General features: G+C 65.6%; 22 protein-coding genes. 12 read left to right on the top strand and 10 right to left on the bottom strand.

What is annotated here, in order from left to right:
• Nucleotides 1-39 precede the first annotated feature (39 nt).
• Complete coding sequence (locus PVT67_RS18385) at nucleotides 40-1,560, top strand: YifB family Mg chelatase-like AAA ATPase (protein ID WP_301496332.1); 1,521 nt, start codon at nucleotides 40-42, stop codon at nucleotides 1,558-1,560.
• Between the two features lie 75 nt (nucleotides 1,561-1,635).
• Here the strand turns inward: PVT67_RS18385 and pncB are convergent, their stop codons facing one another.
• The 3 genes from pncB to speE form a co-directional block, all read right to left on the bottom strand.
• Nucleotides 1,636-2,862, bottom strand: a complete 1,227-nt coding sequence (pncB, locus tag PVT67_RS18380; RefSeq protein ID WP_301496330.1) for a nicotinate phosphoribosyltransferase — start codon at nucleotides 2,860-2,862, stop codon at nucleotides 1,636-1,638.
• Between the two features lies 1 nt (nucleotide 2,863).
• Nucleotides 2,864-3,502, bottom strand: a complete 639-nt coding sequence (locus PVT67_RS18375) for a nicotinamidase (RefSeq protein ID WP_301496327.1) — start codon at nucleotides 3,500-3,502, stop codon at nucleotides 2,864-2,866.
• A gap of 78 nt (nucleotides 3,503-3,580) precedes the next feature.
• Nucleotides 3,581-4,438, bottom strand: coding sequence for a polyamine aminopropyltransferase (gene speE, locus PVT67_RS18370; protein WP_301496325.1), 858 nt, complete (start codon nucleotides 4,436-4,438; stop codon nucleotides 3,581-3,583).
• Nucleotides 4,439-4,599: 161 nt separating this feature from the next.
• On the opposite strand from speE, the gene speA reads away from it, so the two are divergent.
• From speA to PVT67_RS18345, 5 genes are all read left to right on the top strand, one after another.
• The gene (speA, locus tag PVT67_RS18365; RefSeq protein ID WP_301496323.1) at nucleotides 4,600-6,480 is read left to right on the top strand and encodes a biosynthetic arginine decarboxylase; all 1,881 of its coding nucleotides are present in this window, start codon (nucleotides 4,600-4,602) and stop codon (nucleotides 6,478-6,480) included.
• On the top strand, nucleotides 6,480-7,370 hold the full coding sequence (locus tag PVT67_RS18360) for an acyltransferase (protein WP_301496321.1): 891 nt from the start codon (nucleotides 6,480-6,482) through the stop codon (nucleotides 7,368-7,370). The genes speA and PVT67_RS18360 overlap by 1 nt, the downstream gene beginning before the upstream one ends.
• Before the next feature lie 10 nt (nucleotides 7,371-7,380).
• Complete coding sequence (locus PVT67_RS18355; RefSeq protein WP_301496318.1) at nucleotides 7,381-8,310, top strand: acyltransferase; 930 nt, start codon at nucleotides 7,381-7,383, stop codon at nucleotides 8,308-8,310.
• 69 nt (nucleotides 8,311-8,379) lie between these two features.
• Nucleotides 8,380-10,107, top strand: coding sequence for a GAF domain-containing sensor histidine kinase (locus PVT67_RS18350; RefSeq protein ID WP_301496316.1), 1,728 nt, complete (start codon nucleotides 8,380-8,382; stop codon nucleotides 10,105-10,107).
• The gene (locus PVT67_RS18345) at nucleotides 10,097-12,274 is read left to right on the top strand and encodes a putative bifunctional diguanylate cyclase/phosphodiesterase (RefSeq protein ID WP_301496314.1); all 2,178 of its coding nucleotides are present in this window, start codon (nucleotides 10,097-10,099) and stop codon (nucleotides 12,272-12,274) included. The genes PVT67_RS18350 and PVT67_RS18345 overlap by 11 nt, the downstream gene beginning before the upstream one ends.
• A 45-nt stretch (nucleotides 12,275-12,319) precedes the next feature.
• Here the strand turns inward: PVT67_RS18345 and PVT67_RS18340 are convergent, their stop codons facing one another.
• On the bottom strand, nucleotides 12,320-12,886 hold the full coding sequence (locus tag PVT67_RS18340; RefSeq protein ID WP_301496312.1) for a hypothetical protein: 567 nt from the start codon (nucleotides 12,884-12,886) through the stop codon (nucleotides 12,320-12,322).
• Between the two features lie 103 nt (nucleotides 12,887-12,989).
• Between PVT67_RS18340 and PVT67_RS18335 the strand changes: the two genes are divergently transcribed.
• Nucleotides 12,990-14,375, top strand: coding sequence for a M17 family metallopeptidase (locus tag PVT67_RS18335; RefSeq protein ID WP_301496310.1), 1,386 nt, complete (start codon nucleotides 12,990-12,992; stop codon nucleotides 14,373-14,375).
• A 36-nt stretch (nucleotides 14,376-14,411) separates the two neighbouring features.
• On the opposite strand, the gene PVT67_RS18330 is transcribed toward PVT67_RS18335, so the two are convergent.
• The 4 genes from PVT67_RS18330 to PVT67_RS18315 form a co-directional block, all read right to left on the bottom strand.
• Nucleotides 14,412-15,170 (bottom strand): DUF2799 domain-containing protein, encoded by a 759-nt coding sequence (locus PVT67_RS18330; RefSeq protein WP_301496308.1) that lies wholly within the window; start codon nucleotides 15,168-15,170, stop codon nucleotides 14,412-14,414.
• Between the two features lie 72 nt (nucleotides 15,171-15,242).
• On the bottom strand, nucleotides 15,243-15,761 hold the full coding sequence (locus PVT67_RS18325) for a DUF2799 domain-containing protein (protein WP_301496306.1): 519 nt from the start codon (nucleotides 15,759-15,761) through the stop codon (nucleotides 15,243-15,245).
• 98 nt (nucleotides 15,762-15,859) lie between these two features.
• Complete coding sequence (locus PVT67_RS18320) at nucleotides 15,860-18,637, bottom strand: M16 family metallopeptidase (protein ID WP_301496304.1); 2,778 nt, start codon at nucleotides 18,635-18,637, stop codon at nucleotides 15,860-15,862.
• A 101-nt stretch (nucleotides 18,638-18,738) separates the two neighbouring features.
• A complete protein-coding gene (locus tag PVT67_RS18315) occupies nucleotides 18,739-19,386 on the bottom strand; it encodes a DUF2959 domain-containing protein (protein WP_301496302.1) in 648 nt (215 codons plus the stop codon).
• 69 nt (nucleotides 19,387-19,455) lie between these two features.
• On the opposite strand from PVT67_RS18315, the gene PVT67_RS18310 reads away from it, so the two are divergent.
• Genes PVT67_RS18310 through dtd form a run of 3 tightly spaced genes read left to right on the top strand, consistent with a single transcriptional unit; the run spans nucleotide 19,456 to nucleotide 21,684 of the window.
• Entirely contained in the window at nucleotides 19,456-20,316 is an 861-nt protein-coding gene (locus PVT67_RS18310) for a virulence factor BrkB family protein (protein ID WP_301496299.1), read from the top strand.
• The gene (gene pip / locus PVT67_RS18305; RefSeq protein WP_301496296.1) at nucleotides 20,297-21,250 is read left to right on the top strand and encodes a prolyl aminopeptidase; all 954 of its coding nucleotides are present in this window, start codon (nucleotides 20,297-20,299) and stop codon (nucleotides 21,248-21,250) included. Before PVT67_RS18310 ends, pip begins: the two co-directional genes overlap by 20 nt.
• Entirely contained in the window at nucleotides 21,247-21,684 is a 438-nt protein-coding gene (dtd, locus tag PVT67_RS18300) for a D-aminoacyl-tRNA deacylase (protein ID WP_301496294.1), read from the top strand. Before pip ends, dtd begins: the two co-directional genes overlap by 4 nt.
• A 111-nt stretch (nucleotides 21,685-21,795) precedes the next feature.
• Here the strand turns inward: dtd and PVT67_RS18295 are convergent, their stop codons facing one another.
• Together PVT67_RS18295 and PVT67_RS18290 are read right to left on the bottom strand one after the other, a co-directional pair.
• A complete protein-coding gene (locus PVT67_RS18295; RefSeq protein ID WP_301496292.1) occupies nucleotides 21,796-22,278 on the bottom strand; it encodes a GNAT family N-acetyltransferase in 483 nt (160 codons plus the stop codon).
• Nucleotides 22,279-22,340: 62 nt separating this feature from the next.
• Nucleotides 22,341-22,817 (bottom strand): Dps family protein, encoded by a 477-nt coding sequence (locus PVT67_RS18290; RefSeq protein ID WP_301496291.1) that lies wholly within the window; start codon nucleotides 22,815-22,817, stop codon nucleotides 22,341-22,343.
• A 155-nt stretch (nucleotides 22,818-22,972) separates the two neighbouring features.
• Between PVT67_RS18290 and PVT67_RS18285 the strand changes: the two genes are divergently transcribed.
• Together PVT67_RS18285 and PVT67_RS18280 are read left to right on the top strand one after the other, a co-directional pair.
• Nucleotides 22,973-23,863 (top strand): bifunctional GNAT family N-acetyltransferase/hotdog fold thioesterase, encoded by an 891-nt coding sequence (locus PVT67_RS18285; RefSeq protein ID WP_301496288.1) that lies wholly within the window; start codon nucleotides 22,973-22,975, stop codon nucleotides 23,861-23,863.
• A 56-nt stretch (nucleotides 23,864-23,919) separates the two neighbouring features.
• On the top strand, nucleotides 23,920-25,635 hold the full coding sequence (locus PVT67_RS18280) for a permease (protein WP_301496286.1): 1,716 nt from the start codon (nucleotides 23,920-23,922) through the stop codon (nucleotides 25,633-25,635).
• The last annotated feature ends 24 nt before the right edge of the window (nucleotides 25,636-25,659 follow it).

The raw sequence follows: 25,659 nt of genomic DNA, 5'->3' as shown, positions 1-25,659 counted from the left end.
GGTGATCAAATTTTATTCGGCAGTGCCGGGGCGGCAGCCATGGCCTTAGCCACGCTTTATTGCCGGGCCCAGTTGGGGATGGAAGCCCCCCTGGTGACGGTGGAGGTGGATATCGGCAACGGCCTGCCCGCCTTCGCCTTGGTGGGCTTGCCCGAGGCCTCGGTGCGGGAGGCCAGGGAAAGGGTCAGGGCCGCCATCCTCAATGCCGGCTTCGAATTTCCTGCGCGGCGCATCACAGTCAACCTGGCGCCGGCGGAGCTGCCCAAGGAGGGAGGCCGTTTCGACCTGGCCATAGCCCTCGGCATCTTGCAGGCGTCCAACCAGCTGCCTGCCAAGGTGTTGGACGGCATCGAGTGTTTTGGCGAGCTGGCCCTGTCCGGCGAGCTGCGCTCCTGCCAAGGCCTGTTGCCCGCCCTGTTGGCCTGCAAGCAGGCGGGGCGCTGCGCCCTCTATCCCCAGGCCAACGAGGCCGAGGCCCAGCTGCTGAAGGATCTCCAGGCCCATGGCGCCCCGGACCTGCTGGCGGTCTGCGCCCATGTCGCCGGGCAAAGAGCTTTGCCTCTGACGTCCACCCCGGTGCCAGATGGCACGGCTGTCGACGAAGGTGCCCTCTCCCTCAACGACGTGGTGGGCCAGGCCCAGGCCAAGCGGGCGCTGCTGGTGGCGGCGGCCGGCGGCCACCACCTGCTGTTCATAGGGCCCCCCGGCACCGGCAAGTCGATGCTGGCCAGGCGCCTGCCGGGACTGCTGCCACCCCTTGGGGAAGGCCAGGCCCAGGAGGTGGCGGCCATCCATTCCCTGGCCGGCAAGCCCCGCGACCAGGGCCATTGGCGCCTGCCGCCCTGGCGTAGCCCCCACCACACCGCTTCTGCCGTGGCCCTGGTGGGGGGCGGCTCAGTGCCGCGGCCGGGGGAGATCTCCCTGGCCCACCAAGGCGTACTCTTCCTCGACGAGCTGGCCGAGTACGAGCGCAAGGTGCTGGACGCCCTGCGCGAGCCCCTGGAAACGGGAGAGGTGAGTATCAGCCGCGCCGCCCAGCAGGCCCGTTTCCCGGCCCGGTTCCGGCTGGTGGCCGCCGCCAACCCCTGCCCCTGCGGCCATTTCGGCAACCCGCGCCGGCCTTGCCGTTGCAGCCCTGACCAGATCCGCCGCTACCTGGCCCGGCTGTCCGGGCCCTTTCTGGATCGCATCGACCTGCAGGTGGAGGTCGCCATGCTGCCGCCGGGCAGCCTCAGCGGTTCGGCCCAGGCCGGGCCGACCATGATCGAGCTGCGGGAAAAGGTGGCGGCTTGCCAGCAGCGCCAATGGGCGCGCCAGGGTTGCCTCAACGCCGATCTGGAAGGGGAAGCCATGCGGGAAGCCTGCGCCCTGGGCCCTGAACTGGCCCAGTGGTACGACGCCACCCTCCAGGCCCTGGGCCTCTCGGCTAGGGTCCATCACAAGCTGCTGAAGGTGGCCAGGACCCTGGCGGATTGGCAGCGCGCCGAGGCCATAGGCCAGCTGCACCTGGCCGAGGCCCTGCAATACAGGGCCATGGACAGGTTGCTGGCGGGTCTTTAGAGATTGAGCTGGGCCGCTGGCTTCCACCTGGAACACCTGCTCCTGGCTCAGGCGCAATGCGCTTAGGTAAGCTGCCTAGAGGTTAAGCTGGGTCAGTACCTGTTGCTGGACACCGGCTTCCACCTGGAACACCTGCATCAGGTAGCGCAGGAAGTTCTCGTCGTCGCACATGATCTTGCCGGGGCTGTCGGTGATCTTGGCCACCGGCTGGCCGTTGAGGCGGGTCAGCTTCATGACGATGTTCATGGGCTCGTTGGCGCCGAAGTCCCCCATCAGCCAGGTGCCTATGCCGAAGGCGGTGTTGATGCGGCCGTGGAAGTGGCGGTAGATGTGCACGGCCCGCTCGAAGTTGAGGCCGTCGGAGAACACCAGCCGCTTGGTGCCGGGATCCACGTCCAGCTCTTCCAGGCGCGATATGATCTTCTCACCCCAGGCGATGGGATCGCCGCTGTCGTGGCGGAAGCCGTCATAGAGCTTGGCCAGATACCTGTCGAGGTCCCGGCAGAAGGCGTCGACGCCGATGACATCGGTCAGTGCCACCCCCAGATCGCCCCTGTACTCCTTGACCCAGTTCTCCAGGGCCATCTTCTGGCTGTCCACCAGCCGGTAGTTCAGCGCCTGGTGGCTCTGCAGCCATTCGTGGGCCATGGTGCCCTGGCAGCGCAGCCCCAACTCCCTGGCCAGGTGCGGGTTGGAGGTGCCGACGAAGTTGTCGGGCAGGGCGACCTTGAGCTGTTCCAGCACCAGCTTCTGGGCCTGGTAGCTGAAGCGGCGGCGGGTGCCGAAGTCGGTGAACAGAAAGTCCGAGAGGTCCACCTTGTCGCCATAGGCCTCCAGCTGGCGGATCTTGGCCTGGGTGCTGCGGTGTATGGTCTCGCTGTCCACCTCCGGGTAGCGGCTGCGGTTGCGGACCTCGGAGACGGCGGCCAGCACCGGTATCTCCAGGGGCGAGACATGCAACAGGGGCCCGTTGGCCTCGATCACCAGTTGGCCGTCCTGGGTGCTGACCTTGAGGAAGTGGGGGTTGAAGCGAAAAAGGCGCAGGAATTCCAGGTAGTCGGGCTTGAGGAAGGGGTAGTGCTGGCGAAGGTGGGCCAGCTGATCCTCGGTGGCGTAGAGCTGGGCCAGGGCCTCGAACTCTTCCCGCAGCGGCGCCACATAGGGGCTCAAGTCCTCGTCGCTTCTACAGCGGAAGGTCCAGCGGGCCTGGGTGCCGGGCTGTTGGTGCAGGTAGGCCTGCTGCATGGTGAGCTTGTAGAAGTCGGTGTCCAGCAGGCTCTGGACGGCGGTGCGGCCAAACATCTCAGGGCTTTTCCTTGTTGAGCAGGGACTGGAGGGCGGCGGCGTCGGCCACCAGATGGATGCCGGCAGCCTGCATCTCGGCCTTGGCCGCCTCTGCGCCCTCCGGGCTGATGGCGCGGCAGGCGGCCAGGTTCAGGTAGACGGCGAAGCCGGCCTCGGCCAGCTGCAAGGCCGTGGTCTTGACGCAGAAATCCAGGGCCAGGCCCCCCACCAGCACCTTGTCCACACCCTTGGCGCTCAGCCATTCGATGACGCCGGTGGAGATGCGGTTGCCGAGGTCGTGGTAGCAGGCGCCGTAGGGGTGCATGTCGGCCTCCACGCCCTTGTAGACCAGGAAGTCGTAGTCCCGGGGTGCCGGCAGGCCAGGTACCAGCTCGAAGCCTTCGGTGCCGGGCTCGGCGTGGCGTACCCAGGTCAGATCGCTGTCCGGGTAAGGCAGGGGCTGGAGCATCTCGCCGTGGCTGGCCACCACCCACTTGGCCCGGGGGCTGTGGGCGTCCTTGGAGGCGAGGCGGAAGTCGGCGAGGGCGGCCTGGGCGTTGAGTTCGGCCGCTATCTGGTGGCCGCCCGGAACCGGCAGCTCGTTTGGGCAGAGGGGGGTGAAGGTGCGCTGGGCGTCGACGTCGAACGAGGCGATCATGGCGGCCTCCTGGTGACGGGTTTCCCTGCACTATACAAAAAAGCGCGCCGGAGCGCGCTTTTCACAGGGAGGCCGGGCTTAACCCAGGGCCTTCTTCATGAAGTTGGGCAGGGCCATGGCGCCCTGGTGGATGCCGCTGTTGTAGTAATGGGTCTCGAAGGCCTGGGCGTCGGCGTCGGCACGGCGGAAGTCGCCGAAGGCCTCGCCCTTGCGGGCCAGGGTGCAGCTCCACCAGCCGGAGGGGTAGAGGGGCTGGGGGAAAGGCAACGTCTGGAAGGCGTCGAAGCCGGCCTTGGCCATCTCGCTGCGCATTTCCTGGATCAGCTTGATGTGCAGCAGCGGGCTTTCGGACTGTTGCACCAGGATGCCGCCGGGGCGCAGGGCGCGCAGGCACTCTTCATAGAAGGCGCGGTTGAAGAGACCTTCGGCCGGGCCGACCGGGTCGGTGGAATCGACGATGATGATGTCGACGGAGGCGCTGCCCTGGTCCTTCATCCACTGGATGCCGTCGATGAACTTCAGCTCGGCGCGGGGGTCGTTGTTGGACTCGCACAGCTCCGGGAAGTAGATCTCGGAGAGGCGGGTGACGTTCTCGTCGATGTCGATCTGCACGGCCTGCTCGACGCCGGGGTGCTTGAGCACTTCGCGCAAGGTGCCGCAGTCGCCGCCGCCGATGATCACCACCACCTTGGGGTCGGCGTGGGTGTAGAGGGCCGGGTGGCTCATCATCTCGTGGTAGAGGAAGTTGTCACGGCTGGACACCATGGTGCAGCCGTCGATGACCATCAGCTTGCCCCAGTCGGTGGTGTCGTACATCTCTGTGGTCTGCCAGTCGGACTGGCGGCTTTCCAGGTGGCCGGTGATGCGCAGGGAGAAGGCGCTGCCGTCACGGTCGCTGACCTCGGTGAACCACTGCTTGGCATCCAGTTGTGACATGTCTTTTGTCTCCATCGACGGGGGTCAAAAAAAGAGCGCGCATTGTGCCGCCCCTTGGTGGCGGGCACAATGGATTTTGCGCACATTTTAGCTGCATAGGTATTCGGGGATCATTACAATACGCCCCCTAAAATTCCTTGCGGCCATAGGAGCTGCTACTCATGTCAAACTGGACCCTGGACAAAGCCCGCAATCTCTACGGTGTCGCCCATTGGAGCGACGGTTATTTCGACATCGACAACAAGGGCGAACTGGTTGCCTTTCCCGATCGAAACCGTAACAGGGCCGGGGTCCGATTATCCGACCTGGTGCAGGACCTCAAGGATCAGGGCCTGTCCCTGCCGGTGCTGGTGCGCTTCAACGACATCCTCACCGACCGCGTCAAGCGCCTGACCAGCGCCTTCGCCAAGGCCGTGGACAACTTCGAGTACAGCGGCACCTACCACGCCGTCTATCCCATCAAGGTCAACCAGCAGAAGTCCGTCGTCGAAGGCCTGCTGGCCGCCAGCCCCCACGTCGGCCTGGAAGCGGGCTCCAAGCCTGAGCTGATGGCGATCCTGGGCGTGGCCACCCGCCCCATCACCATGGTCTGCAACGGCTACAAGGACTCCGAATTCCTGCGCCTGGCCCTGATCGGCCGCCGCCTGGGCCACAAGGTCTATGTGGTGGTGGAGAAGCTGTCCGAGCTGAAAAAGCTGCTCAACGAGAGCAAGGACATGGGCATAGACCCCCTGGTCGGGGTGCGGGTACGCCTCAACTCCGTGGGCAAGGGCAAGTGGCAGAACACCGGCGGCGAGAAGGGCAAGTTCGGCCTGGCCGCCCACCAGGTGCTGGAAGCGGTGGAGATGCTGCGCGAAGCCGGCAAGCTCGACTGCCTGAAATTGGTGCACTTCCACATCGGTTCTCAGGTGGCCAACATCCAGGACATCCAGGGTGCCCTCAAGGAATGCGCCCGCTACTACGCCGAACTCCGTGAACTGGGCGTGCCCCTGGACGTGGTGGACGTGGGCGGCGGCCTGGGCGTGGACTACGAAGGCTCCCGTTCCCGCGGCAACTGCTCCATGAACTACACGGTGGACGAATACGCCGCCAAGGTGGTCCATGCCCTCAAAGAGATCTGTGTTGCCCGCGAACTGCCTGAGCCGGACGTTATCACCGAATCCGGCCGCGCCATGACAGCCCACCACGCCGTGCTGGTGACCAACGTCATAGACGTGGAGCGCGCCCCCGGCGAGCGCCAGTTCGAGGAACCGGCCGAAGACGCCCCCGCCGTGCTGCGGGACCTGTGGCGCACCCTGGATCTCATCAACGACGAGCCGCCGCTCGAGAACTACCACGACGCCGTCTACTTCCTGTCCGAAGCCCACAGCATGTACACCCATGGCCTGCTGAAGATCCAGGAATGGGCCCTGGCCGAACAGATGTACTTCGCCATCTGCCGCGGCGTGCGTGAGCAGCTCAACCCCCGCAGCCGCGCCCACCGCCCCGTGCTGGACGAGCTCAACGAGAAGCTGGCCGACAAGCTGTTCTGCAACTTCTCGTTGTTCCAGAGCATGCCTGACGTCTGGGGCATAGAGCAGCTGTTCCCGATCATGCCGGTCAGCCGTCTGGACGAGGCCCCCAGTGCCCGCGCCGTCATTCAGGACATCACCTGTGACTCCGACGGCCAGATCAACCAGTACGTGGACGCCGAAGGCATCGAATCCAGCCTGCCGCTGACCGGCTACCAGCCGGGCGACGACTACCACATCGGCATCTTCATGGTCGGCGCCTACCAGGAGATCCTGGGCGACCTGCACAACCTGTTCGGTGACACCGACTCTGTGCACGTGCAGCTCACCAAGGACGGCTACCGCTTCGACGCCGCCCAGAAGGGCGACACAGTCGCGGACGTGCTGCGCTACGTCAGCTTCGATCCCAAGGGCCTGATCCAGGGCTACCGCCGCCAGCTGGCTGCCGCCAACCTGAGCGACAGCGAGCGCCAGCAGTACGGCGCCGAGCTGGAAGCCGGCATCCACGGCTACACCTACTTGGAGGATTGATGCTGGCGTTCCTGCCCGCCTTCCTGAAAGGCCCCCTGGCGGTGTTGGGCTATGTGCTCAACACCCTATTCTGGTTCCCCCTGGCGATGCTGCTGGGGGTGATCAAGCTGCTGCTGCCGATAACGGTGATCCGCAACGGCTGCAACTGGCTGCTGGACAGGGCGGCGACCCTCTGGATCGCCATCAACAATGCCAACCAGCGGCTTTTCTCCCGCACCCGTTGGGTGGTGGAAGGCCTGGAAGGGCTGAAGAGGAAGGATTGGTACCTGGTGGTGGCCAACCACCAGTCCTGGGTGGACATACTGGTGCTGCAGCGGCTGTTCAACGGCCGCATCCCCTTCATCAAATTCTTCCTGAAAAAGGAATTGCTGTACGTGCCCTTCCTGGGGCTCTGCTGGTGGGCCCTGGACTTCCCCTTTATGCGCCGTCATTCACGGCAGCAGATTGCTGAGAATCCTGCCCTGGCCCAGCAGGACATAGACACCACCCGCGCCGCCTGTGAGAAGTTCAGCCAGCTGCCGGTGACGGTGATGAACTTCGTCGAAGGCACCCGTTTCACGGCCGGCAAGCACCACAAGCAGGCCAGCCCCTACGGCCATCTGCTCAAGCCCAAGGCCGGCGGCATCGGTTTCGTGCTGTCCGCCATGGGCGACAAGCTGCACAAGTTGCTGGACGTGACCATCTGCTACGGCAAGGAGATCCCCAGCTTCTGGGACTTCATCAGCGGCAAGGTCAAAACCGTCCATGTTAAGGTGCGGGTGTTACCGATTGACGACAAATTGCTCGGTGATTATGTTGGTGACCCTCAATACAAGGCCCGCTTTCAAGAATGGGTCAACCAGTTGTGGGCCGACAAGGACGCCACCCTGGCCCAGATGAAAGTGCGATAGATAGGTTTCCATGCTCAGTTTCTTGCCCAGATTCATCCTGATGCCGCTGATGGCGGTGCTGCTCTGCCTCAACGTCGCCTTCGGCGGCGGCATGGTCATGCTGCTCTCCATTCCCAAGCTGATCCTGCCCATTCCCGCCTGGCGCCGCTTCATGACCACCGTCATGGAACTCTGCATCCGCGCCTGGAGCCTGATGAACATGGCCATATTGCGCCTGGGCAACAAGGCCCAGTGGCAGATCACTGGCCTGGAGCAGGTGAAGAAGGACGGCTGGTACCTGATGATGGCCAACCACTTGTCGTGGCTGGACATCATAGTGCTCTACGGCGTCGCCGGCGGCCGTCTGCCGCTGCCCCGCTTCTTCCTCAAGCGCGAACTGATCTTCGTGCCCTTCCTGGGCCTGGGCTGCTGGGCTATGGACATGCCCTTTATGCGCCGTTATTCAACGGCCTACCTGAAGAAGCATCCCCATAAGAAGGGCAAGGACATCGAGGCCACCGCCAAGGCCTGCGCCAAGCTCAAGCACCACCCCTCCACCATGATCAACTTCGTGGAAGGCACCCGCTCCACCGCCGAGAAGCTCCGCAAGCGCAGGAGCCCCTACCAGTACCTGCTGCCGCCCAAGGCCGCCGGCATCGCCTATGCGCTGTCGGCCATGGGCCAGCAGTTCGACAAGGTGCTGGACGTGACCCTGGCCTACCCCGGTTCTGAAGGCCACATAGGCCGCGACGTGCTGAGCGGCAAGCTCAGGACCATAGTGGTGGACGTGGAGGCCCTGCCGGTGACCGACAGGGTGATAGGGGACTACTTCAACGACGTGGACTTCAAGCGCGGCTTCCAGGGCTGGCTCAACGAGCGTTGGCAGCTCAAGGATCGCAAACTGGCGGCCCTGACCCAAAGCGAAGAGGCCCCTGCCGCCCTGTCCGAACAGACCAGCTGAAAGGCCGGTCACTTGACATCCGCCGTCCATTGTCGGAGCTTAACGAGACGTTAACAGTGTGCGGCGGACATGTCTCCCGAACAACTTCTCAGGCAACTGGTACGGAACACGGATCGCCTCTTCGGTGAGGCCTTCTTTGAAGCGCTGGTGGCGAACCTGGGCCAAGCCCTCAAGGTTCGCCACGTCTCACTGACCCGGCTCCTGGAAGACCAAAGCGCCCTCACCCTGGCCGTCTGGAACGACGGCCCACCGCCCCAACTGAGCCGCTGCGATCTCAGCCGCTCCCCTGGCCTCCAGGCCTGCAGCCAGAAAGAACCCAGCTATATCTCCAGCGGCGTGCTTGAACGCTACCCGGACGATCCCCTGTTCAAGGCCCTCAAGGCCGAGGCCTACTTCGGGGTGCCGCTCTTGTCCCGCCAGGGGCGGGTCCAGGGCCTGCTGGCCCTGGCGCACACCCAACCCCTGGAGCTGGAGGAGGCCGACCAGTTGCTGTTGGAGCTGCTGGCGGACAGGGTGGAGGCGGAACTGGACCTGCTGGACGCCGAGGCCCAGCGCCGCCGGCCCGACCTGCTGGAGCCCGACCAGCGGGACCTGATGGCCATGGTGGCCAGCCGCACCAACAACCTGGTCTATATCCGCAACGCCCAGGACCAGATCACCTGGGTCAACGACGCCTTCACCCGCATCACCGGCTACCGCCGCGAAGATGCCCTTGGCCAGCAGCCGGCCGACTTGCTGCTGGGTCCAGAAAGGCCGCGGGTAGAGCAGATGATAAGCCGGCGCCAGGGCTTCCAGCTGGAAGCCAAGAGCTTTCGCAAGGACGGCAGCGCCTTCTGGCTCAAGGCCGACGTCCAGCCCCTGTTCGACGAGGGCGGGGAATTCCTGGGCCATATGATCATCGGCAACGACGTCACAGAACTGCGCCAGGCCGAGGAAGTGCTGGCCCAGAGCAACGCCCGACTGGAAGAGGAAGTGGCCAAGCGCACCCAGGACCTCAGCCAGGCCAACCTGGAGCTGCAGCTGGCCATGGAACAACTGGTGCAGTCCCGGAAGTTGGCCTCCCTCGGCGCCCTGGTGGCGGGCATAGCCCACGAACTCAACACCCCCATGGGCAACGCCCTGACGGTGGCCACCAGCCTGGAAGGCTCTGGCCGTGAGCTGCAGGCCGCCCTGGACAGCAACGCCCTGACCCGCAGCGGCCTGGCCGGCTACGTGGACAGGGTCAACGAAGGCTGTCGCCTGATCAGCCGCAGCCTGACCCGCAGCGCCGAACTGGTCAGCAGCTTCAAGCAGGTGGCGGTGGACCAGTCCAGCACCATGAGGCGCGGCTTCGACCTGGCCCTGGTGCTGGAAGAAACCCTGGCCACCCTCAAACCCGGCATCCGCAAGTTGCCCATCGACCTGGCCCTGGACTGCCCGGCCCTGGAGATGGAAAGTTATCCCGGCCCCCTGGAGCAGGTGGTCACCAACCTGGTGCTCAACGCCGTCACCTACGCTTTCAAACCGGGCCAGCCCGGCCAGATCCGGCTTTCGGTCGAGGACAAGGGCAAACAGGTGACATTGCAGGTGGCGGACGACGGCAAGGGCATAGACCCCGAGATCCTCGACAACGTCTTCGACCCCTTCGTCAGCAGCCAGCTGGGCCAGGGGGGCAGCGGCCTCGGCCTCTATATCGTCTACACCCTGGTGACCGGCGTCTTGGGTGGCCAGATCCAGTTGACCAGCAGTAGTCAGGGCACCCGCTTTACCCTGACCTTGCCCAAGGTGGCGCCTTTGAGGGAACAGCATGACAGGTGAAGAAGACAAGCTGGTATTCGCACTGGAAGACGAACAGCAGCCGGTGGCCGGCAGTTGGCAGTTGCTGGTGGTGGACGACGACCAGGAAGTGCACCAGAGCACCCGCTTCGCCCTGGGCGAACTGCGTATCCTGGGCCGGCCCCTGAACCTGCTCCATGCCCACAGCGCCGCCGAGGCCGCCGAGATACTGCGCCAGCACCAAGACATCGCCGTGGTGCTGCTGGACGTGGTGATGGAAAGCACCGCCGCCGGCCTGGAGTTGGTGCGGCTGATCCGCCAGGAGCTGGGCCTGACCAAGGTCAGGTTGGTGCTCCGTACCGGCCAGCCCGGCTACGCCCCCGAGCTGGAAGTGATAGAGCGCTTCGACATCAACGACTACCGTACCAAGGGCGAACTGACCCAGGCGCGGCTGGTAGCCACCCTGACCACGGCCCTGCGCGCCTACCAGCAGATCGACACCATAGAACACAGCCGCCAGGGCCTGGAGCTGGTGGTCAAGGCCTGCAACCAGCTGATGAAGTTCAAGGGCCTGGCCGACTTCTCCAAGGGCGTGCTGACCCAGATCGCCGGTTTCCTCGGCCTGCCGCCGGACGGCATCCTCTGCGCCGAATACGAGGCGGAGGCCGGCTGGTGGGTGGTGGGCGCCGCCGGCCGCCTGGCCGAACATATCCACAAGCCCCTGGCCCAGGTGCCAGAGCCCGGCCTGCGCCATTCGGTGGAGAAGGCCGTACTGGAAGCCCGGCACCAGTTCGCCGGCGACCATACGGTGCTCTACCTGGCCAGCGGCAGCCACCAGGGCGTCGTCTACCTGGCCACGGGCCGGCCCCTGAGCGCCGCCGATCGCCAACTGGTGGAGCTGTTCGCCGCCAATATCGCCACCTGCCACGCCAACGTGCGGCTGATGGAGGCCATGTCCAAGGTCGCCTACACGGATCCCTTGACCGGCCTCTACAACAGGGCCGGCATGCAGCAGCAGCTGGATGAAGACGTCGCCCAGGGCCATGCCGCCGTGTTGGCCCTCATCGACCTGGATCAGTTCGCCGACGTCAACGACGCCCTGGGCCACGAAACGGGCAACGGCCTGCTGCTGGCCCTGGCCCGCCGCCTGCAGGAGGCCTTCGGCCAAGAATGCCAGCTGGCCCGTCTCCATGCCGACGTCTTCGCCGTGCTGGGCCCGGCGGCCCTGTTGCAGGCCCAGCAGCTCAGCAGCCTGCTCAACCGCCCCTTTACGGCGAACGGCCAGCAACTGGTGCTGCACCATCACCTGGGGTTCTGCCCCGTCACCGCCGATGCCGGCTCCGGCGCCAACGTGCTGCGCCGGGCCAATATCGCCCTCAACAAGGCCAAGCTGCACCTGGTGGAGCGGGGGATCTGGTTCGACGACTCCATGGAGAGCGACACCGCCGCCCGCCTGGATCTGGTGCGCCGCCTGCGCCAGGCCTTGGACAACGAAGAACTGGCGGTCCACTACCAGCCTCAGATCTGCCTGGACAGCCGCAAGCTGATGGGCATGGAAGCCTTGGTGCGCTGGCCGGGCGGTCCCGGGCCTGGGGACTTCATCCCCCTGGCCGAATACGCCGGCCTCATCATCCCCCTGGGGCTCTTCGTGCTGCGCCGCGCCTGCCGGGAGCTGGCGGCCCTGGACGGGCAGGGGGTCAAGATGCCCCATGTCTCGGTCAACGTCAGCCTGGCCCAGTTCCAGGCCGCAGATTTCATCTCCCAGGTGCTGGCGGCCCTCGAGGACGCCGGCCTGGCTCCCCATCGCCTGGAGCTGGAGATCACCGAGAGCATCGCCATGGAAGACCCCCACGTGGTGGTGCGTACCTTGCGGGAACTCAAGGGCCACGGCATCAGGGTGGCGCTGGACGACTTCGGTACCGGCTACAGCTCCCTGGGCCACCTCAACACCCTGCCCCTGGACCGCCTCAAGATCGACAGGCGCTTCGTCACCGGCCTGGCGCCTGGCCAGGAAGGGCCCCTGATGAGCCTGATCCTGGGGGTGGCCAAGAGCCTCAAACTGGAATCCATCGCCGAAGGGGTGGAGAACAGCGACGAGCTGGCCTGGCTGGAGGCCGCCGGTTGCAGCGGCGCCCAGGGCTACCTCTTCGCCAGGCCCATGGGCAGCCAGGCCCTGGCCGACTGGCTGGCCACCTGGCCCCAGGGCTGAAACAAAAAGCGCGGCCAGGCCGCGCTTTTTCGTGGGGGAGCCGGCTCAGATCTTGGCCATGGCGTCGAGATCCAACAGGTTGGCGTAGGCCAAGAGATCGGGTTCCTGGCAGCCGTCGCATTGCAGCTGCACCATCAGGGTTCCCTTCATCAGGCTGAGGCTCATGTCGTCCGGCTTCAACATGGCGTTGACGCCCTTGACCTTCTTGACCTTGTAGCCGGCCATGACGGCCATGCCGGGGTTGCTGAAGATGCCCATCATGGCCTGCATCATGGGGGAATCCTTGAACAGGGTCAGCTCCAGGCTGACGTCGTCGCCCTTGCGGTAGACCCGGGACACCTGGATGCCGCCGCCCATGATGGCGCCGCTGGTGCTGTCGTTCTGGGCCTCCTCTGCCTGCCAGCCGTCCAGGGGCTGGGGCAGCAGCTTGGTCAGCTGTTGGCCCTGTTCCTGGCGGATCAAGGTGGCGGCGTATTCGAACTGGCCGGCGGCGTTGGAGAGGTCGCCTTTCTGGTAGGCGTCCTGGGCGGCCTTGATGGCGTCGTCTATTTCGCCGGCCTGGCAGGTGAAGGCGGCGCTGGCCAGCAGCGCCAGGGGGATAAGGGCTTTCATGGTCACTCCTTTGACTGAGGTTCGCAGCCAGTGTAGCCCGCCGCCATTTTTTGAACAGCCCCCGGCGGCTATAATGGCGGTTCATTCAGAAAGGGACCCCCCGATGCAAGATTTCCAATTCCCCGACGTCCAGATTGCCTCCGGCCGCCAGGACAGCGCCCTGCTGATCCTGGTGGGCGAGGCCGGCGCCCCAGACGCCCTGGCCTCCCTCAAGGCTTTGGCGCCCAAGGCCGGTGCCTGGCTGCTGGCCGGTGCCCAGCCGACCCTGGTGGTGGCCCCCAAGGCGGTCAAGAGTCCCTTCGAGCGCCACAACCAGGTACGCAAGTGGTTGGCGGTGCTGGGGGATGCCCAGTTCGAGTCTGTGCAGCTCAAAGGCGACGACAAGGACTGGCTGGAGGCCCTGGCCGCCACCCTGCTGGCCCGCCAGCTGCGCCTGCCCAGCTTCAAGAAGGACAAGGGGGAACACCAGGCGCTGCGCCGCATCAGCGTCGAGGGCCCCGAGCTGGACGCCGGCCGCCTGCTGGCCGAGGCCAGGGGCAACGCCCTGGCCCGCTGGTTGAGCGCCCTGCCCGCCTCAGAATTGACCCCGGCCAAGTACCGCACCGTGCTGGAAGCCCTGGCCCGCGACCACGGCTGGCAGCTGGAGATCTTCGACCAGACCCGCCTGGCCGGCCTCGGCGCCGGCGCCTTCCTGGCGGTGGCCCAGGGTTCCGACAACGACGAGGCGGCCATAGTGCGGCTGCGCCACAGGCCCAAGGCGCCCAGCGGCAAGCTGGCCCTGGTGGGCAAGGGCCTCTGCTTCGACACCGGCGGCTACAACCTCAAGACCAGCCACATGTTCGGCATGCACGGCGACATGGGCGGCAGTGCCGTGGCCCTCGGCACCCTGCTGGCACTGACCGAACTGGGCAGCGACCTGGAAGTGGACTGCTGGCTGGCCCTGGCCGAGAACCACATAGGGCCCAAGGCCTACAAGCCCAATGACCTGGTGGTTGCCATGAACGGCACCAGCATCGAGGTGGTGGACACCGACGCCGAGGGGCGCATGGTGCTGGCCGACACCCTGACCCTGGCCTCCCGCGAGAAGCCCGACCTGGTGATGGATTACGCCACCCTCACCGGCGCCTGCATCCGCGCCATCGGCACGGCCCAGAGCGGCGTCTTCTCCAACAGGGACGACTGGCGCGAGGCGCTGATCCAGGCCGGCCGCGCCAGCGGCGAGCGGGTCTGGCCCTTCCCTTTGGATGAAGACTACGACGACAACATCGAGTCCGATGTCGCCGACGTCAAGCAGTGCCATCCCGGCACCAGCTGCGACCACATAGACGCGGCCCGCTTCCTGTCCCGTTTCGTGGAAGAGGGAGTCAACTGGGTCCATGTGGACTTGAGCGCCGCCGAGCACAAAGGCGGCCTGGGCCTGGTGGACACCGAGGTCACCGGCTTCGGGGTGCGCTTCACCTTGGCGGCACTGCCGGCCCTGATGAAGTAAGAAGACAAAAAAGGCGCCCCAGGGCGCCTTTTTCGATCACAGCAGCCGCAGCAGCAGCTCGTCAATGTGCATCAGCTCGTCGCTGAGCTGCTGGCGCTGCCAGAGCAGGTCTTGGCGCTCCCTGGGGCTCAGGCCCTGCTCGCAGTGTCGCTCGGGATGCTCCGGTTTGGCCTTGCCCGGCTTCGAAGGGTGCTCCGGCTTCGCCGGCTTGGCGGGCTTTTCCGGTTGACGCCGGGGCGGCTGGCCCTTTTCCCAGGGGGTGGGCCTGGCGTCCCTGTCCTGGGGTGGCGGCACCTTCACCTTCTCTTTGTGGGCCGGTTTGGCCGGCGCCTCATGGGGCTTCTCCGGCGGCGGGCAGGGATGGGGGCGGGCCCGCAGCTGCCTGTCGATGTCGGCGACCTGGCGGCGCAGGTCGCTTTGGCGGTCATAGAGGGACTGGCGGTACTGGTTGCGCTCGAAGAGCTGGCGGCCCTGCTGGTAGCTGTCCAGGAAAGCCTGCTGGGCCGGCCCCTGGCAGACCCCCTGATAGTCCTGGCCCTGGCTGCCGTGGCGGTAGCCCTGGGCCGGGGTGCAGTATTGCCGGTTGCCTTCCACCCAGCCCTGGCTGTAGCCCTGCTGGTCGACGCCGTAGCCGTACTGCTGGCACTGGCTCTGCCAGTAGCCGCTGCGGGCCACCAGGCCGTCGAAACCGTCATTGAGCCCCTGTTGGTGCCAGTTCATGTTGGCGCACTGATCGGCCGTCACGGCGGCACAGCCGCTCAGCAACAGCCCCAGGGCGGCAATTCCTGCCCGCATTCCCCCTCCTTCATCGTTGTTATGGTTTTGCCCAATTGTGCCCCTTTGGCTTGGGGGTGCAAGGCCTTGCCTTCACAGCAGGTGTAGCAGCATCGAATCGATCTGCATCAGTTCCTGGGTGAGCTGCTGGCGCTCCCAGCGCAGCTGTTCGCGCTCGCGATGGCCCAGTTTGCCGTCGCGCAGCCGGTCGTCTATTTCCCCTATCCGCCAGCGGATGTCCCGTTGGCGGTCGTAGAGGGACTGGCGGTACTGGTCCTGCTGATACTGGCGGCGGCCCTTCTCGTAGCCGCCCATGAAGGCGTCCTTGGCGCTGCCCTGGCAGACCCCCTGGTAGTCGTTGCCCAGTCGGCCCTGGCGGTAGCCCTGCTCGGCAGTGCAGTACTGACGGTTGCCTTCGGCCCAGCCGCGGCTGTAATTGCCGGGGTCGACGGTCACCCCTTTGCACTGGCTCTGCCAATAGCCGCTGCGGGCCACCAGGCCGTCGAAGCCGTCCTCCAGCCCCTGCTGGCGCCAGTCGGTGCGGGCGCATTGCTCCGGGCTGACGGCGCAGCCGGCCAGGAGCAGCGGCAGTGTCGCTATCAATAAACGCATGGCGCCTCCTCATCCCCAGCATAGCCGGGCCAGGCTGAACTCCGGCCATAAAAAAGGGGCGCAAAGCGCCCCAAAAGGTTGGTTGGGCAAAACATCGATCAGATGGGCTTACCGTCGCTGTTGAGCTTGGTGACGGGGCCCAGCTTGAGGGTGCGTACCTTGTCCTCGATCTTGCTCAGGTCGCCGACTATGACCCAGGTCATGGCGTCGGGCTTGAGCACGTCCTTGGCGCTGGCACGCACCTGATCCAGGGTCAGGGCCTTGACCCTGGGGCCGTAGCCTTCCAGCCAGGCCATGTCCTTACCCTGGCTCAGGGTCTTGGTGATGGCGCCCAGCAGGGCGTCCTTGGTCTCATAGGCGCCGGGCAGTTTGGCGGTCTTGTTGGCCTGGATCTTGGCCAGTTCGTCTTCCTTGGCCGGGGCCTTGGTCACGTAGTTGGTCAGCTCCTTGCGCATCTCCTGGATGGACTCGCTGGCCTTGTCCACCTGCACAGGGGCGTAGGCGAAGTAGAGGCCCTGGCCCTCGGCCTTGACCCAGGCGGAGCCGGCACCGTAGGACCAGTGCTTGTCTTCGCGCAGGTTCATGTTGAGCCTGGAGGTGAAGGTGCCGCCGATGATGGCGTTCATCACGTCGATGGCGGTGGCCTGGTCACTGTGCTCGGACGGCGCCAGCTGGCCGGCGATGATGGTGGCCTGGGGGCTGCCGGGCTGGTCGATGAGGAAGACGCGGGTCTTGCCTTGGTCGGCGGCCAGGCCCAGTTGCTTCTTGGGCTTGGGCGCAGCCGGTGCCTGCCAGCTGGCGAAGTGTTTCTCCAGCAGCGGCTTGAGCTCGGCTTCGGTGGTGTCACCCACCACCACCAGGCGGGCGTTGTCGGGGCGCAGCCAGGTGTCGTGGTAGGCCACCAGATCCTCACGTTTGAGGGCGGAGATGGAGTCCTTGGTGCCGGAACCGGTCAGGGGCGCGCTGTAGGCGTTGTCCTTGCCGTAGAGCAGGCCGGGCAGGACCCGCAGCGCCATGTTGAAGGGCTGGGCCTTCTCCTGGTTGATGCCCTCTATCCAGCGGGAGCGCTGCTTGTCGATGGCCTCCTGGCTGAAGGCGGGGTGTTCCAGCACCTCACTGATGATATCCAGGGTCGGATCCAGGTTCACCGTCAGGCTGTCGAGGCTGAGGGTGGCGCTGTCCAGGCTGGCGCCGGCGGACCAGTTGCTGCCCAGCTTCTGCATGGCGCTGGACAGGGCTTCGCCGTTCATCTTGTCGGTGCCTTCGGCCAACATGGCCATGGCGAAGCTGGCGGTGCCGGCCTTGTGGCCGTAGTCGGCGGCATAGCCACCGTCGAAGCTCAGCTTCATCTCCACGGTCGGGGTGTCATGGCGTTCGGCCAGGGCCACTTCCAGGCCGTTGGACAGCTTGAACTTGTGCAGGGCCGGCAGGGTCAGTGACGGCAAGGTGCCGACGGCGGGCAGCTTGGAGCGGTCGGCACCGGTCTTGGCGGTCTTGTAGTCGGGCTGGGGCACCACGTTCAGCACGAAGGCGCCGTCGGTCAGCCAGCGGTTGATGACGCCCTGGATGGCGGCCGGGGTGGCGCCTTCCATGTGCTTGAGCTGGGTCTCATAGAAGCCCGGATCGCCGTGGTAGACCATGCCGGAGGCCAGGATGTCGGACTTGCCGCCGAAGCCGCCGATGCGCTCGGCGCCGCGGACCATGTCGGCGGCCTGGCTGAACTGGATGCGTTGCAGTTCCTCGGCGGTGGGGCCGTCCTTCTGCAGCTTGGCCAGCTCTTCATCTATGGCCTTTTCCAGGCGGTCCAGGGACACGCCGGGCTTGGCGTCGGCCATGATGATGAACTGGCCGGCCAGTTGGCGATCGTAGTTGAAGGAGCTGACGTTGCTGGCGATCTGGTCCTGGTCCACCAGGCGCTTGTAGAGGCGGGAGCTCTTGCCCTTGGTGAGCAGGTCGGACAGCAGGCTGATCTCGTCGGAGTCCTTGGTGCCCTGTTCGGCCACGTTCCACACCTTGTAGAGGCGGGCGGCGGGCACATGGTCCTGCATGGTGGCGCGCTTGGTGCCGTGCATCTTGGCCACCCAGGACTTCATCTTCTTGAGCGGCTGGCCGGCGGGGATGTCGCCGAAGTATTTCTCGACCTTGGCCTTGGCCTCGGCCGGGGTGATGTCGCCGGCCAGCACCAGCACGGCGTTGGCGGCGCCGTAGTAGCCTTTGAACCAGGCCTTGACGTCATCCAGGGAGGCGGCGTTGAGGTCGGCCATGGAGCCGATGGTGGTCCAGTGGTAGGGGTGGCCTACCGGGAAGGTCTGGTCGGCCAGGTAGCCGAAGACGCGGCCATAAGGCTGGGCTTCGCCCTGGCGCTTCTCGTTCTGCACCACGCCGCGCTGTTCGTCCAGCTTGGCCTGGTCGATGGCGCCCACCAGGTGACCCATGCGGTCGGATTCCATCCACAGCGCCATGTCCAGGGCCGGGGTGGGAACGTTCTCGAAGTAGTTGGTGCGGTCGTTGCTGGTGGTGCCGTTCATGTCGGTGGCACCGGCCTTTTCGAAGGGCCCGAAGTACTCGTCGTTATAGTGCTCTGAACCGTTGAACATCAGGTGTTCGAAGAGGTGGGCGAAGCCGGTCTTGCCGGGCTTTTCGTCCTTGGAGCCGACGCCGTACCAGACGTTGACGGCCACTATGGGCGCCTTGTGATCCTCATGCACCACCAGGGTCAGGCCGTTGTCCAGGGTGAACACCTGGTAGGGGATCTTGACGTCGGGCAGGTTCTGGGCAGGAGGTTGGGAAGTGGCGGTGGTTTGGGCCGTGGTCTGGCAGCCCGCCAGCAGGACAGTGGCGATGGCCGCCGCCGTCAGGGTCGGTTTCAGGCGCATTGTTTTCCTTCCATAGTGGTTGGCGCAATCCTGAAACGGTACAAGAAAGCCCGGCGCCGGGACAGGGCCGGCGCCGGGCTTAAATGTAACAAAAAGTGGCCTCAGCCCTGCTGGTTGAGGTTCTGGATGAAGCGCTCGGATTCGTTGACGGCCCTCTGCATCTCCTTGATAAGGCTATCAACTTGTTTCTCTATGGAGCCCAGCTCGCCCTTGAGGGAGCCGATGGCACGGGCGTTAAGGTTATGTTTCAGGAACAGCACCTGGTCATGGAACTTGGCCAGCACCGGCGGCATCTTGGCCTCGGCCTTGCGCATGGCCTTGAGCAGGCTCTGGTAGCGGCGCTTGGTGTCGGCCAGGGTGTGGGCCGAGGCGGCCCTCAGGCTGGGGGAGCTGTACTGGTCCAGCTCGCCCTGCCATTCCTCGAACAGGGCTTCGGCCACGTCCTGGACGGCGTCGATGCGGTCTGACACTTCCTTGGCCGCCTTCTCCGAGTCCTCGTACTGGCTGGACAGCTCGTCGTAGCGCTTCTCCAGATCTTCACTGCCTTCCACCTTGACCACGGCGCGGAAGTGCTCCAAGGCGTCCTTGAACTGCTTCTGGGCATCCTGCTGGGCCTCGCCGGCCGCTTCCACCCGGTCGGCCAGGATGTCGCGCTTGTGGATGCCGACCTTTTCCATGGTCGCGTAATAGGCGCTTTGGCAGCCGCTCAGGCTGAAGAGGGCCAACAAGGCCAGTAAGGGGGCGCGCATCTCGGATCCTTTGCGGCAAGTATTTGGTGTTAGAGTAAAAGGCAGTAAGTCGATGAGCAACCCAAGCCGATGGATCTGCCGAACTGGAACGTTTTCTGGGCCCATATCAAGGGCTTCGTTACCCGGGTCAGGGAAGACAAGCTGACCTTGCATGCAGGGGCCATGGCCTACATCAGCCTGCTGTCCCTGGTGCCTTTGGTGGCGGTGCTGTTCAGCCTTTTTTCCGCCTTCCCCGGCTTCGAGCAGATCAAGGGCCAGTTGCAGAGCTTCGTCTTCGACAACTTCGTGCCCGCCGCCTCCGACGTCATCTCCCAGCAGGTGCAGGGTTTCGCCACCAACGCCTCCAAGATGACGGCGCTGGGCATAGTGTTCCTGGTGGTCACGGCCCTGGCGCTGATCAGCTCGGTGGACAGGACCATCAACCAGATCTTCCGTATCCACAAGGGCCGGCGCTGGTCCGTGGCCTTCGCCATCTACTGGTCGGTACTGACCCTGGGGCCGCTGCTGATGGGGGCTTCCCTGGCCATCACCTCCTATGTGGTGGGCATGGAGGTGTTCCAGCAAGGGGCCCTGTCCGGGGTGCGCACCTCCCTTATCCGCCTGGCGCCTTTCCTGGCCTCCTGGGCCGCCTTCATGGTGCTCTACCTGTTGGTGCCCAACAAGAGGGTCAAGGTGCGCCACGCCGTGGGCGGCGCCGTGCTGGCGGCGGTGCTGTTCGAGTTTTCCAAGCGGGCCTTCGCCTTCTACGTGGCCCAGGTGCCGTCCTACCAGCTGATCTACGGCACCCTGGCGGCCATACCCATTTTATTTTTCTGGATTTACCTCTGCTGGCTGATCGTGCTGCTGGGGGCGGAGTTGACCGCCTACCTCACCGAGTGCGACGAGAACCTGCAGGAAGAGGAGAGCGACGATGCGGACACTGTTGCCTGAGATAACCCCCAACTGGCAGCAGTGGCTGCCGGTGGGGGACGGCCATGAACTCTACGTGGAAGAAGTGGGCAACCCCCAGGGGCTGCCGGTGGTGGTGCTGCACGGCGGCCCCGGCGCGGGTTGCAACGAGACCATGCGCCGCTTCTTCGACCCGGCCCGCTACCGGGTGATCCTCTTCGACCAGCGGGGCGCCGGCCGCTCCCGGCCCCACGCCAGCCTGGAAGGCAACAACACCCAGAACCTGGTGGCCGATATCGAACTGATCCGCGCCAACCTCGGCATCGACAGCTGGCTGGTGTTCGGCGGCTCCTGGGGCTCCACCCTGGCCTTGGCCTATGCCGAGACCCATCCCCAGCGGGTCAAGGCCCTGGTGCTGCGCGGCATCTTCCTGGCCAGGGACGAGGACATCCATTGGATGACGGCACCAGACGGCGGCAGCGCCCAGGTCTACCCCGACCACTACCGGGACTTCCTCGAGCCTCTGGGAGGCGAAGCCCATGATCTCTTGGCCCGCTACTATGCGCTGCTGACCTCGGACAACGAGCTGGAGCGGATGCAGGCGGCCAAGGCCTGGACCCTCTGGGAAGGGCGCATGGTCAACCTGGTGCCGCCGGCCCGCGTCGACGAGATCTACACGGATCCCAGCCTGGCCCTGGCCGTGGGGCGCATGGAGTGCCACTACTTCGTGCACCGCTGCTTCCTGGACGAAGACCAGCTGCTGCTGGACGCCCACAAGCTGGCCGGCATTCCCACAGTCCTGGTCCACGGCCGTTACGACATGGTCTGCAAGCTGGAGAACGCCACCAGCCTGGCCGCCAAGCTGCCTGACGCCCAGCTCTGGATAGTGCCGGCCGCCGGTCACAGCGCCATGGAGCCCGGCATCACCGACGGCTTGATCAAGGCCCTGGACTGGGTCTGGGAGAAGCTCAAGTGATAGGGCTGATCCAGAGGGTCAGCCAGGCCAGGGTGGATATAGAGGGTCGCACCCAGGGCGCCATCGACAGGGGCTTGCTGGTGCTGCTGGGGGTGGAGAAGGGCGACGACGACGCCAAGGCCCGCCGCCTGGCCGAGAAGGTCTGCAAGTACAGGGTGTTCGAGGACGACCAGGGCAAGATGAACCTCAACGTCAGCCAGGCCGGCGGCGCCCTCTTGGTGGTCAGCCAGTTCACCCTGGCCGCCGACACCAACAGCGGCAACAGGCCCAGCTTCTCCAGCGCCGCAGTGCCGGCCGAGGGCGAGCGCCTCTATGAACTCTTCTGCCAATGCTGCCGGGAGCTGGGGCTGGGGGTCGAGACGGGCCGCTTCGGCGCCGACATGCAGGTCAGCCTCTGCAACGACGGGCCTGTGACCTTTTGGCTTAACGTCTAAAAGCCGGGAGCTGGGAGCCCTCCCTGGCGGCGCGCCCGGCTCGCCCGTCCAGAGGCTCGCGTTCAGCCGCAGCCAGGCAGCGCCTGGCTTTTGGGCTTCACCTTTCCTGATTTACCCCTGTGGCGCGGTATCGACCAGGGATTTACGCATCGGCATGCAGGCCAGCGTCATGCCCCTGGGAGACTGGTAAAACCCCGTTTCGCCGCCCTCGAACCCCAAGGCGCTGTAGAAGGGAACGGCGTTGAGGCTGGCGTCCAGGCTCAGGCTGTCCAAGCCATGCTGGCGGGCCAGCAGCTCCAAGTGGGCCATCATCCATTTGCCGAGGCCCTGGCGAAAAGCCTCCGGATGCACCAGCAGGCCGTCCAGCCGGCCCGAATCCAGGTTCACAGTGCCGCTGGCCAGCAACTGCTGCCCCTCTTCGATGAGGTACCAATGGCCGCGGATATGCTGGGCAAAGTCGGCCGGCATGGGGCCGCCGGCCCAGGCCTCGAGCAGGTCATCGGGGTAGAAGCCGCGGCAGCCGGCCAGCAAGGATAGCCGGCGCAGTTCCCAGATGGCCGCGGCGTCGGCGGGGGTTGCCTGTCTGAGGTGCATTTTTCCTCCGTCCATGAAAAAGCCACCCTGATGGGTGGCTTCTTAGCCTAGCGAAGCAGCCTTTACTTGTTAAGGTAGGCGCCCAGCATCCAGACGGTCTTTTCCTGCGCCTTGATGTAGTCGCTCATCAGGGAGGCGGTGCCTTCGTCGCCTATTTCGCCGGCCAGGGCCAGGATCTGGCGCTGCTGGGCGATCAGGGCCTGGTAGGAATCCAGCAGGTGGCCCACCCCTTTCTTGCCGTCGGTGACGTCCCGCTCCTCGTTGATGGCGGCACGCTCTATGTAGGCGCTGAAGCTGTGCAGCGGACGCTCGCCCAGGGTCAGGATGCGCTCCGCTATCTCGTCTACCTTCAGCAGCAGCTCGTTGTAGGTCTCCTCGAACTTGAGGTGCAGCTCGAAGAAGTTGTCGCCACGGACGTTCCAGTGGAAGCCGCGGGTGTTCATGTAGAGGATCTGGTAATTGGCCAGCAGCTGGTTGAGCATGGCGGTGAGCTTGGTCACCCCTTCCTGGTTCAAACCGATCAGATTGTGGTTGCTCATGGGGCCTCCTTAGTCGTCAGATGTCCTAGCTTAGCCTAGCCAGGTTACAATGGATTAACGCTTAAAATTATTTGAAACAATAGTTTTATCCGATTAATTGCCGGCATCCCGCCCTTGTTATCTAATGACATCCTCGGCCACAGGATCTTGATCTCATGCAGCTTTGTAGCCCCTTGACCCCCAAAGACTTCGCCGACTACTTCGCCCTGCGCTGGCAGGTGCTGAGGGCTCCCTGGCAGCAGCCCCCTGGCTCGGAGCAGGACGAGCTGGAGGCTAAGAGCTGGCACCTGATGGTGAGGGACGGCGAGCAGATCCTGGCCGCAGGCCGGCTGCACCAGAGCGCCCCTGGCGTGGGGCAGATCCGCTATATGGCGGTGGCGCCTGGGCAGCAGGGCAAGGGATTGGGGGCCAGGATATTGGCGGGCCTGGAAGCCCTGGCCGACAGCCTGGGCCTGGACAGTGTCGAACTCAACGCCCGGGAAGGGGCCTTGGCCTTCTACCAGAAGGCGGGTTACCAGTTGCTGGGGCCGGCCCATACCCTCTACGGCGTCATACCCCATTTCAAGATGGCCAAGGCCATGGCCAGCACCCAGCGGGCCTGGGCCAAGGAGCTGACCGACACCTGGCACCAGACCATACCCCTGTCCCGCTTCATGGACCTGCGGGTGGCGGCCTTCAACGGCGAACAGCTCTTCACCAGGGGGGATTTCCAGGCCAACAGCAACCTGCACGGCAGCCTTTTTGCCGGCAGCCACTACGCCCTGGCCACCCTCACCGCCTGGGGGCGGGTCTGGTGGCAACTCAAGACCCTGGGATTGGAGGGGGACATAGTGCTGGCCAAGGGGGAGATCAGCTACAAGCGGCCTCTGACCCAGGCACCGTTGATGCTGAGCCAGCCGGTAGAGGACTGGCATGGCCTGGAGGCCCTCAAGTCCGGCCGCAAGGCCAGGGTGAAGGTGGACGCCCTGGTCACTGAGGCGGGCCAGGCGGCGCCGGCCTCCCTGTTCAACGGCCACTTCGCCGTGCTGCCCAAGAAGGACGCGTAGCCAGGGACCTCCTGGCTTTGTTATCCTATAACAGCGCTTTTCCTTTCGAGATCCCCATGCTCCTGGTCTTGAGTCTGCTGGCCCTGTTGGCCGGCCCCCTGCTCTATCGGCAACTGTCGCGCCAGCCCCATTGGCTGGTGCTGCTGGACAACTTCATCTTTGTGGTGATCGGCGGCCTGCTGCTGTTCCACGTCATGCCCGAGGCCCTCCATGAAGGGGGCTGGCCGGTGCTCTTGCTGCTGCTGGCCGGCGCCGTGGGCCCTGGCCAGGTGGAGCACCTCTTTCGCGGCGCCGCCAAGGCCACTCACAACCTGACCCTGCTGGTGGGCATCGGCGGCCTGGCGTTGCACGCCATCACCGACGGCACCGCCCTGGTGGGCGGCCAGGGCCAATCCGGCGCCCTGCTGGCCCTGGGGGTGGTGCTGCATCGGCTGCCGGTGGGCCTGACCCTCTGGTGGCTGCTGCGGCCCCAGTTCGGCCGCCTGGCCGCCAGCCTGGCCCTGGGGTTGGTGGTGGCCGGCACCCTGATCGGTTACTTCCTCGGCTACCGCTGGCTGCCGCAGCTCGGCGCCGAGCAGCTGGGCTGGCTCCAGGGGCTGGTGGCCGGCACCCTGCTGCACGTGGTGCTGCACAGGCCCTTCAGCCAGCATCACCACGGCTCCAACCTGACGGCGGGCCTCGGCGGCCTCTTGGGAGCGGCGGTGCTGCTGGCCATTTCCCTGCCGGCCCTGTTCCAGGTGCAGCTGCACGGCCATGACCACGGCCAGACAGGCGCCGCCCTGCTGCGGCTCTGGCAGCTGCTGCTGACCCTGTCACCCTGGCTGCTGGCGGCTTACGGCCTGGCGCTGCTGCTGAACTGGCTGCGGCCCCTGCGCCACGGCCGTGTTGAACATGACAGAGGCCTGTGGCGCGGCATGGCCTGGGGCCTGCTGTTGCCGGTGTGCCTGCCCGACGCGGCCCGGGTCTATCCCAAGCTGCTGCAACACGGCGCCCAGCCGGTGATGGCCCTGGCCTTCCTGCTGGCCGCCCCCGTCTTTGGCATCGACGCCCTGCTGGCCAGCCTGGCCCTGCTGGGGGGCAAACTGACCCTGTGGCGCTTCCTCTCGGTGCTGCTGCTGGCCCTGGCTTCGGCCTGGCTGCTGGTGCGGCTCTTGCCCAGGGTGCCGGGGCGCAGCTGCTTCCAGCACGACGCCGAGGCGCCGCTGCGCTCGGCCTTCGAGATGGGCTATGGCCACCTCATCGACCACACGGCGCCCTGGGTGATCACCGGCCTGGTGGTGGCCGCCACCCTGGCGCCCCACCCGCTCTGGGACGCCCTGGCCGCCCATCCGATCTGGCAATTGCTGCTGGTATTGGTCCTGGCCCTGCCGCTGCATCTCTGCGCCACCGGTCTGACCCCTGTGGTGGCGGTGCTGCTGGCCTTTGGCCTCGACTGGGGGGCGGCGCTGGCGCTGCTGTTGGTGGGGCCGGCATTGAACCTGGGGCTGCTGCGCTACCTGGCCGACCAGCACAGCAGGCGCTTTGCCTGGAGCTACGTGCTGGTGGTACTGGCCTTGGCGGCCACCTTGGCCCTGGGCGTCAGCCAGGGGTTGGGGGTTAACGGCAGCTCCCTGCCGGCCCTGGTACCGGCCGGGACTGGCGGATGGCGGGTGCTGAGCGCCTTGGCGCTGCTGGCCATCTTCGCCACCGCCTTGCTGCGCCGTGGCGCCAGGGGTTTCGTGGCGGAACTCTGGCCCAAGGGCCTGGCTATCAAGCCCCACCATCACCACTGAAGCCTTGCCAGGGAAGGTCCGTAC

Source organism: Gallaecimonas kandeliae, from assembly GCF_030450055.1.
Taxonomy (GTDB): Bacteria; Pseudomonadota; Gammaproteobacteria; order Enterobacterales; family Gallaecimonadaceae; genus Gallaecimonas; species Gallaecimonas kandeliae.
Note: the sequence above shows the minus strand (reverse complement) of the source record. Positions and strands in the feature narration are given on the sequence as shown.

Bases quoted from the DNA above. Each gene is read 5' to 3' on its own strand.
- pncB (WP_301496330.1), bottom strand. From the start codon at position 2,862: ATGTTTGGCCGCACCGCCGTCCAGAGCCTGCTGGACACCGACTTCTAC.
- PVT67_RS18345 (WP_301496314.1), top strand. From the start codon at position 10,097: ATGACAGGTGAAGAAGACAAGCTGGTATTCGCACTGGAAGACGAACAG.
- PVT67_RS18335 (WP_301496310.1), top strand. From the start codon at position 12,990: ATGCAAGATTTCCAATTCCCCGACGTCCAGATTGCCTCCGGCCGCCAG.
- speA (WP_301496323.1), top strand. From the start codon at position 4,600: ATGTCAAACTGGACCCTGGACAAAGCCCGCAATCTCTACGGTGTCGCC.
- PVT67_RS18320 (WP_301496304.1), bottom strand. From the start codon at position 18,637: ATGCGCCTGAAACCGACCCTGACGGCGGCGGCCATCGCCACTGTCCTG.
- PVT67_RS18290 (WP_301496291.1), bottom strand. From the start codon at position 22,817: ATGAGCAACCACAATCTGATCGGTTTGAACCAGGAAGGGGTGACCAAG.
- speE (WP_301496325.1), bottom strand. From the start codon at position 4,438: ATGTCACAACTGGATGCCAAGCAGTGGTTCACCGAGGTCAGCGACCGT.
- PVT67_RS18385 (WP_301496332.1), top strand. From the start codon at position 40: ATGGCCTTAGCCACGCTTTATTGCCGGGCCCAGTTGGGGATGGAAGCC.
- PVT67_RS18360 (WP_301496321.1), top strand. From the start codon at position 6,480: ATGCTGGCGTTCCTGCCCGCCTTCCTGAAAGGCCCCCTGGCGGTGTTG.
- PVT67_RS18355 (WP_301496318.1), top strand. From the start codon at position 7,381: ATGCTCAGTTTCTTGCCCAGATTCATCCTGATGCCGCTGATGGCGGTG.
- PVT67_RS18285 (WP_301496288.1), top strand. From the start codon at position 22,973: ATGCAGCTTTGTAGCCCCTTGACCCCCAAAGACTTCGCCGACTACTTC.
- PVT67_RS18340 (WP_301496312.1), bottom strand. From the start codon at position 12,886: ATGAAAGCCCTTATCCCCCTGGCGCTGCTGGCCAGCGCCGCCTTCACC.
- PVT67_RS18310 (WP_301496299.1), top strand. From the start codon at position 19,456: ATGGATCTGCCGAACTGGAACGTTTTCTGGGCCCATATCAAGGGCTTC.
- PVT67_RS18330 (WP_301496308.1), bottom strand. From the start codon at position 15,170: ATGCGGGCAGGAATTGCCGCCCTGGGGCTGTTGCTGAGCGGCTGTGCC.
- PVT67_RS18315 (WP_301496302.1), bottom strand. From the start codon at position 19,386: ATGCGCGCCCCCTTACTGGCCTTGTTGGCCCTCTTCAGCCTGAGCGGC.
- pip (WP_301496296.1), top strand. From the start codon at position 20,297: ATGCGGACACTGTTGCCTGAGATAACCCCCAACTGGCAGCAGTGGCTG.
- PVT67_RS18295 (WP_301496292.1), bottom strand. From the start codon at position 22,278: ATGCACCTCAGACAGGCAACCCCCGCCGACGCCGCGGCCATCTGGGAA.
- PVT67_RS18375 (WP_301496327.1), bottom strand. From the start codon at position 3,502: ATGATCGCCTCGTTCGACGTCGACGCCCAGCGCACCTTCACCCCCCTC.
- PVT67_RS18350 (WP_301496316.1), top strand. From the start codon at position 8,380: ATGTCTCCCGAACAACTTCTCAGGCAACTGGTACGGAACACGGATCGC.
- PVT67_RS18280 (WP_301496286.1), top strand. From the start codon at position 23,920: ATGCTCCTGGTCTTGAGTCTGCTGGCCCTGTTGGCCGGCCCCCTGCTC.
- PVT67_RS18325 (WP_301496306.1), bottom strand. From the start codon at position 15,761: ATGCGTTTATTGATAGCGACACTGCCGCTGCTCCTGGCCGGCTGCGCC.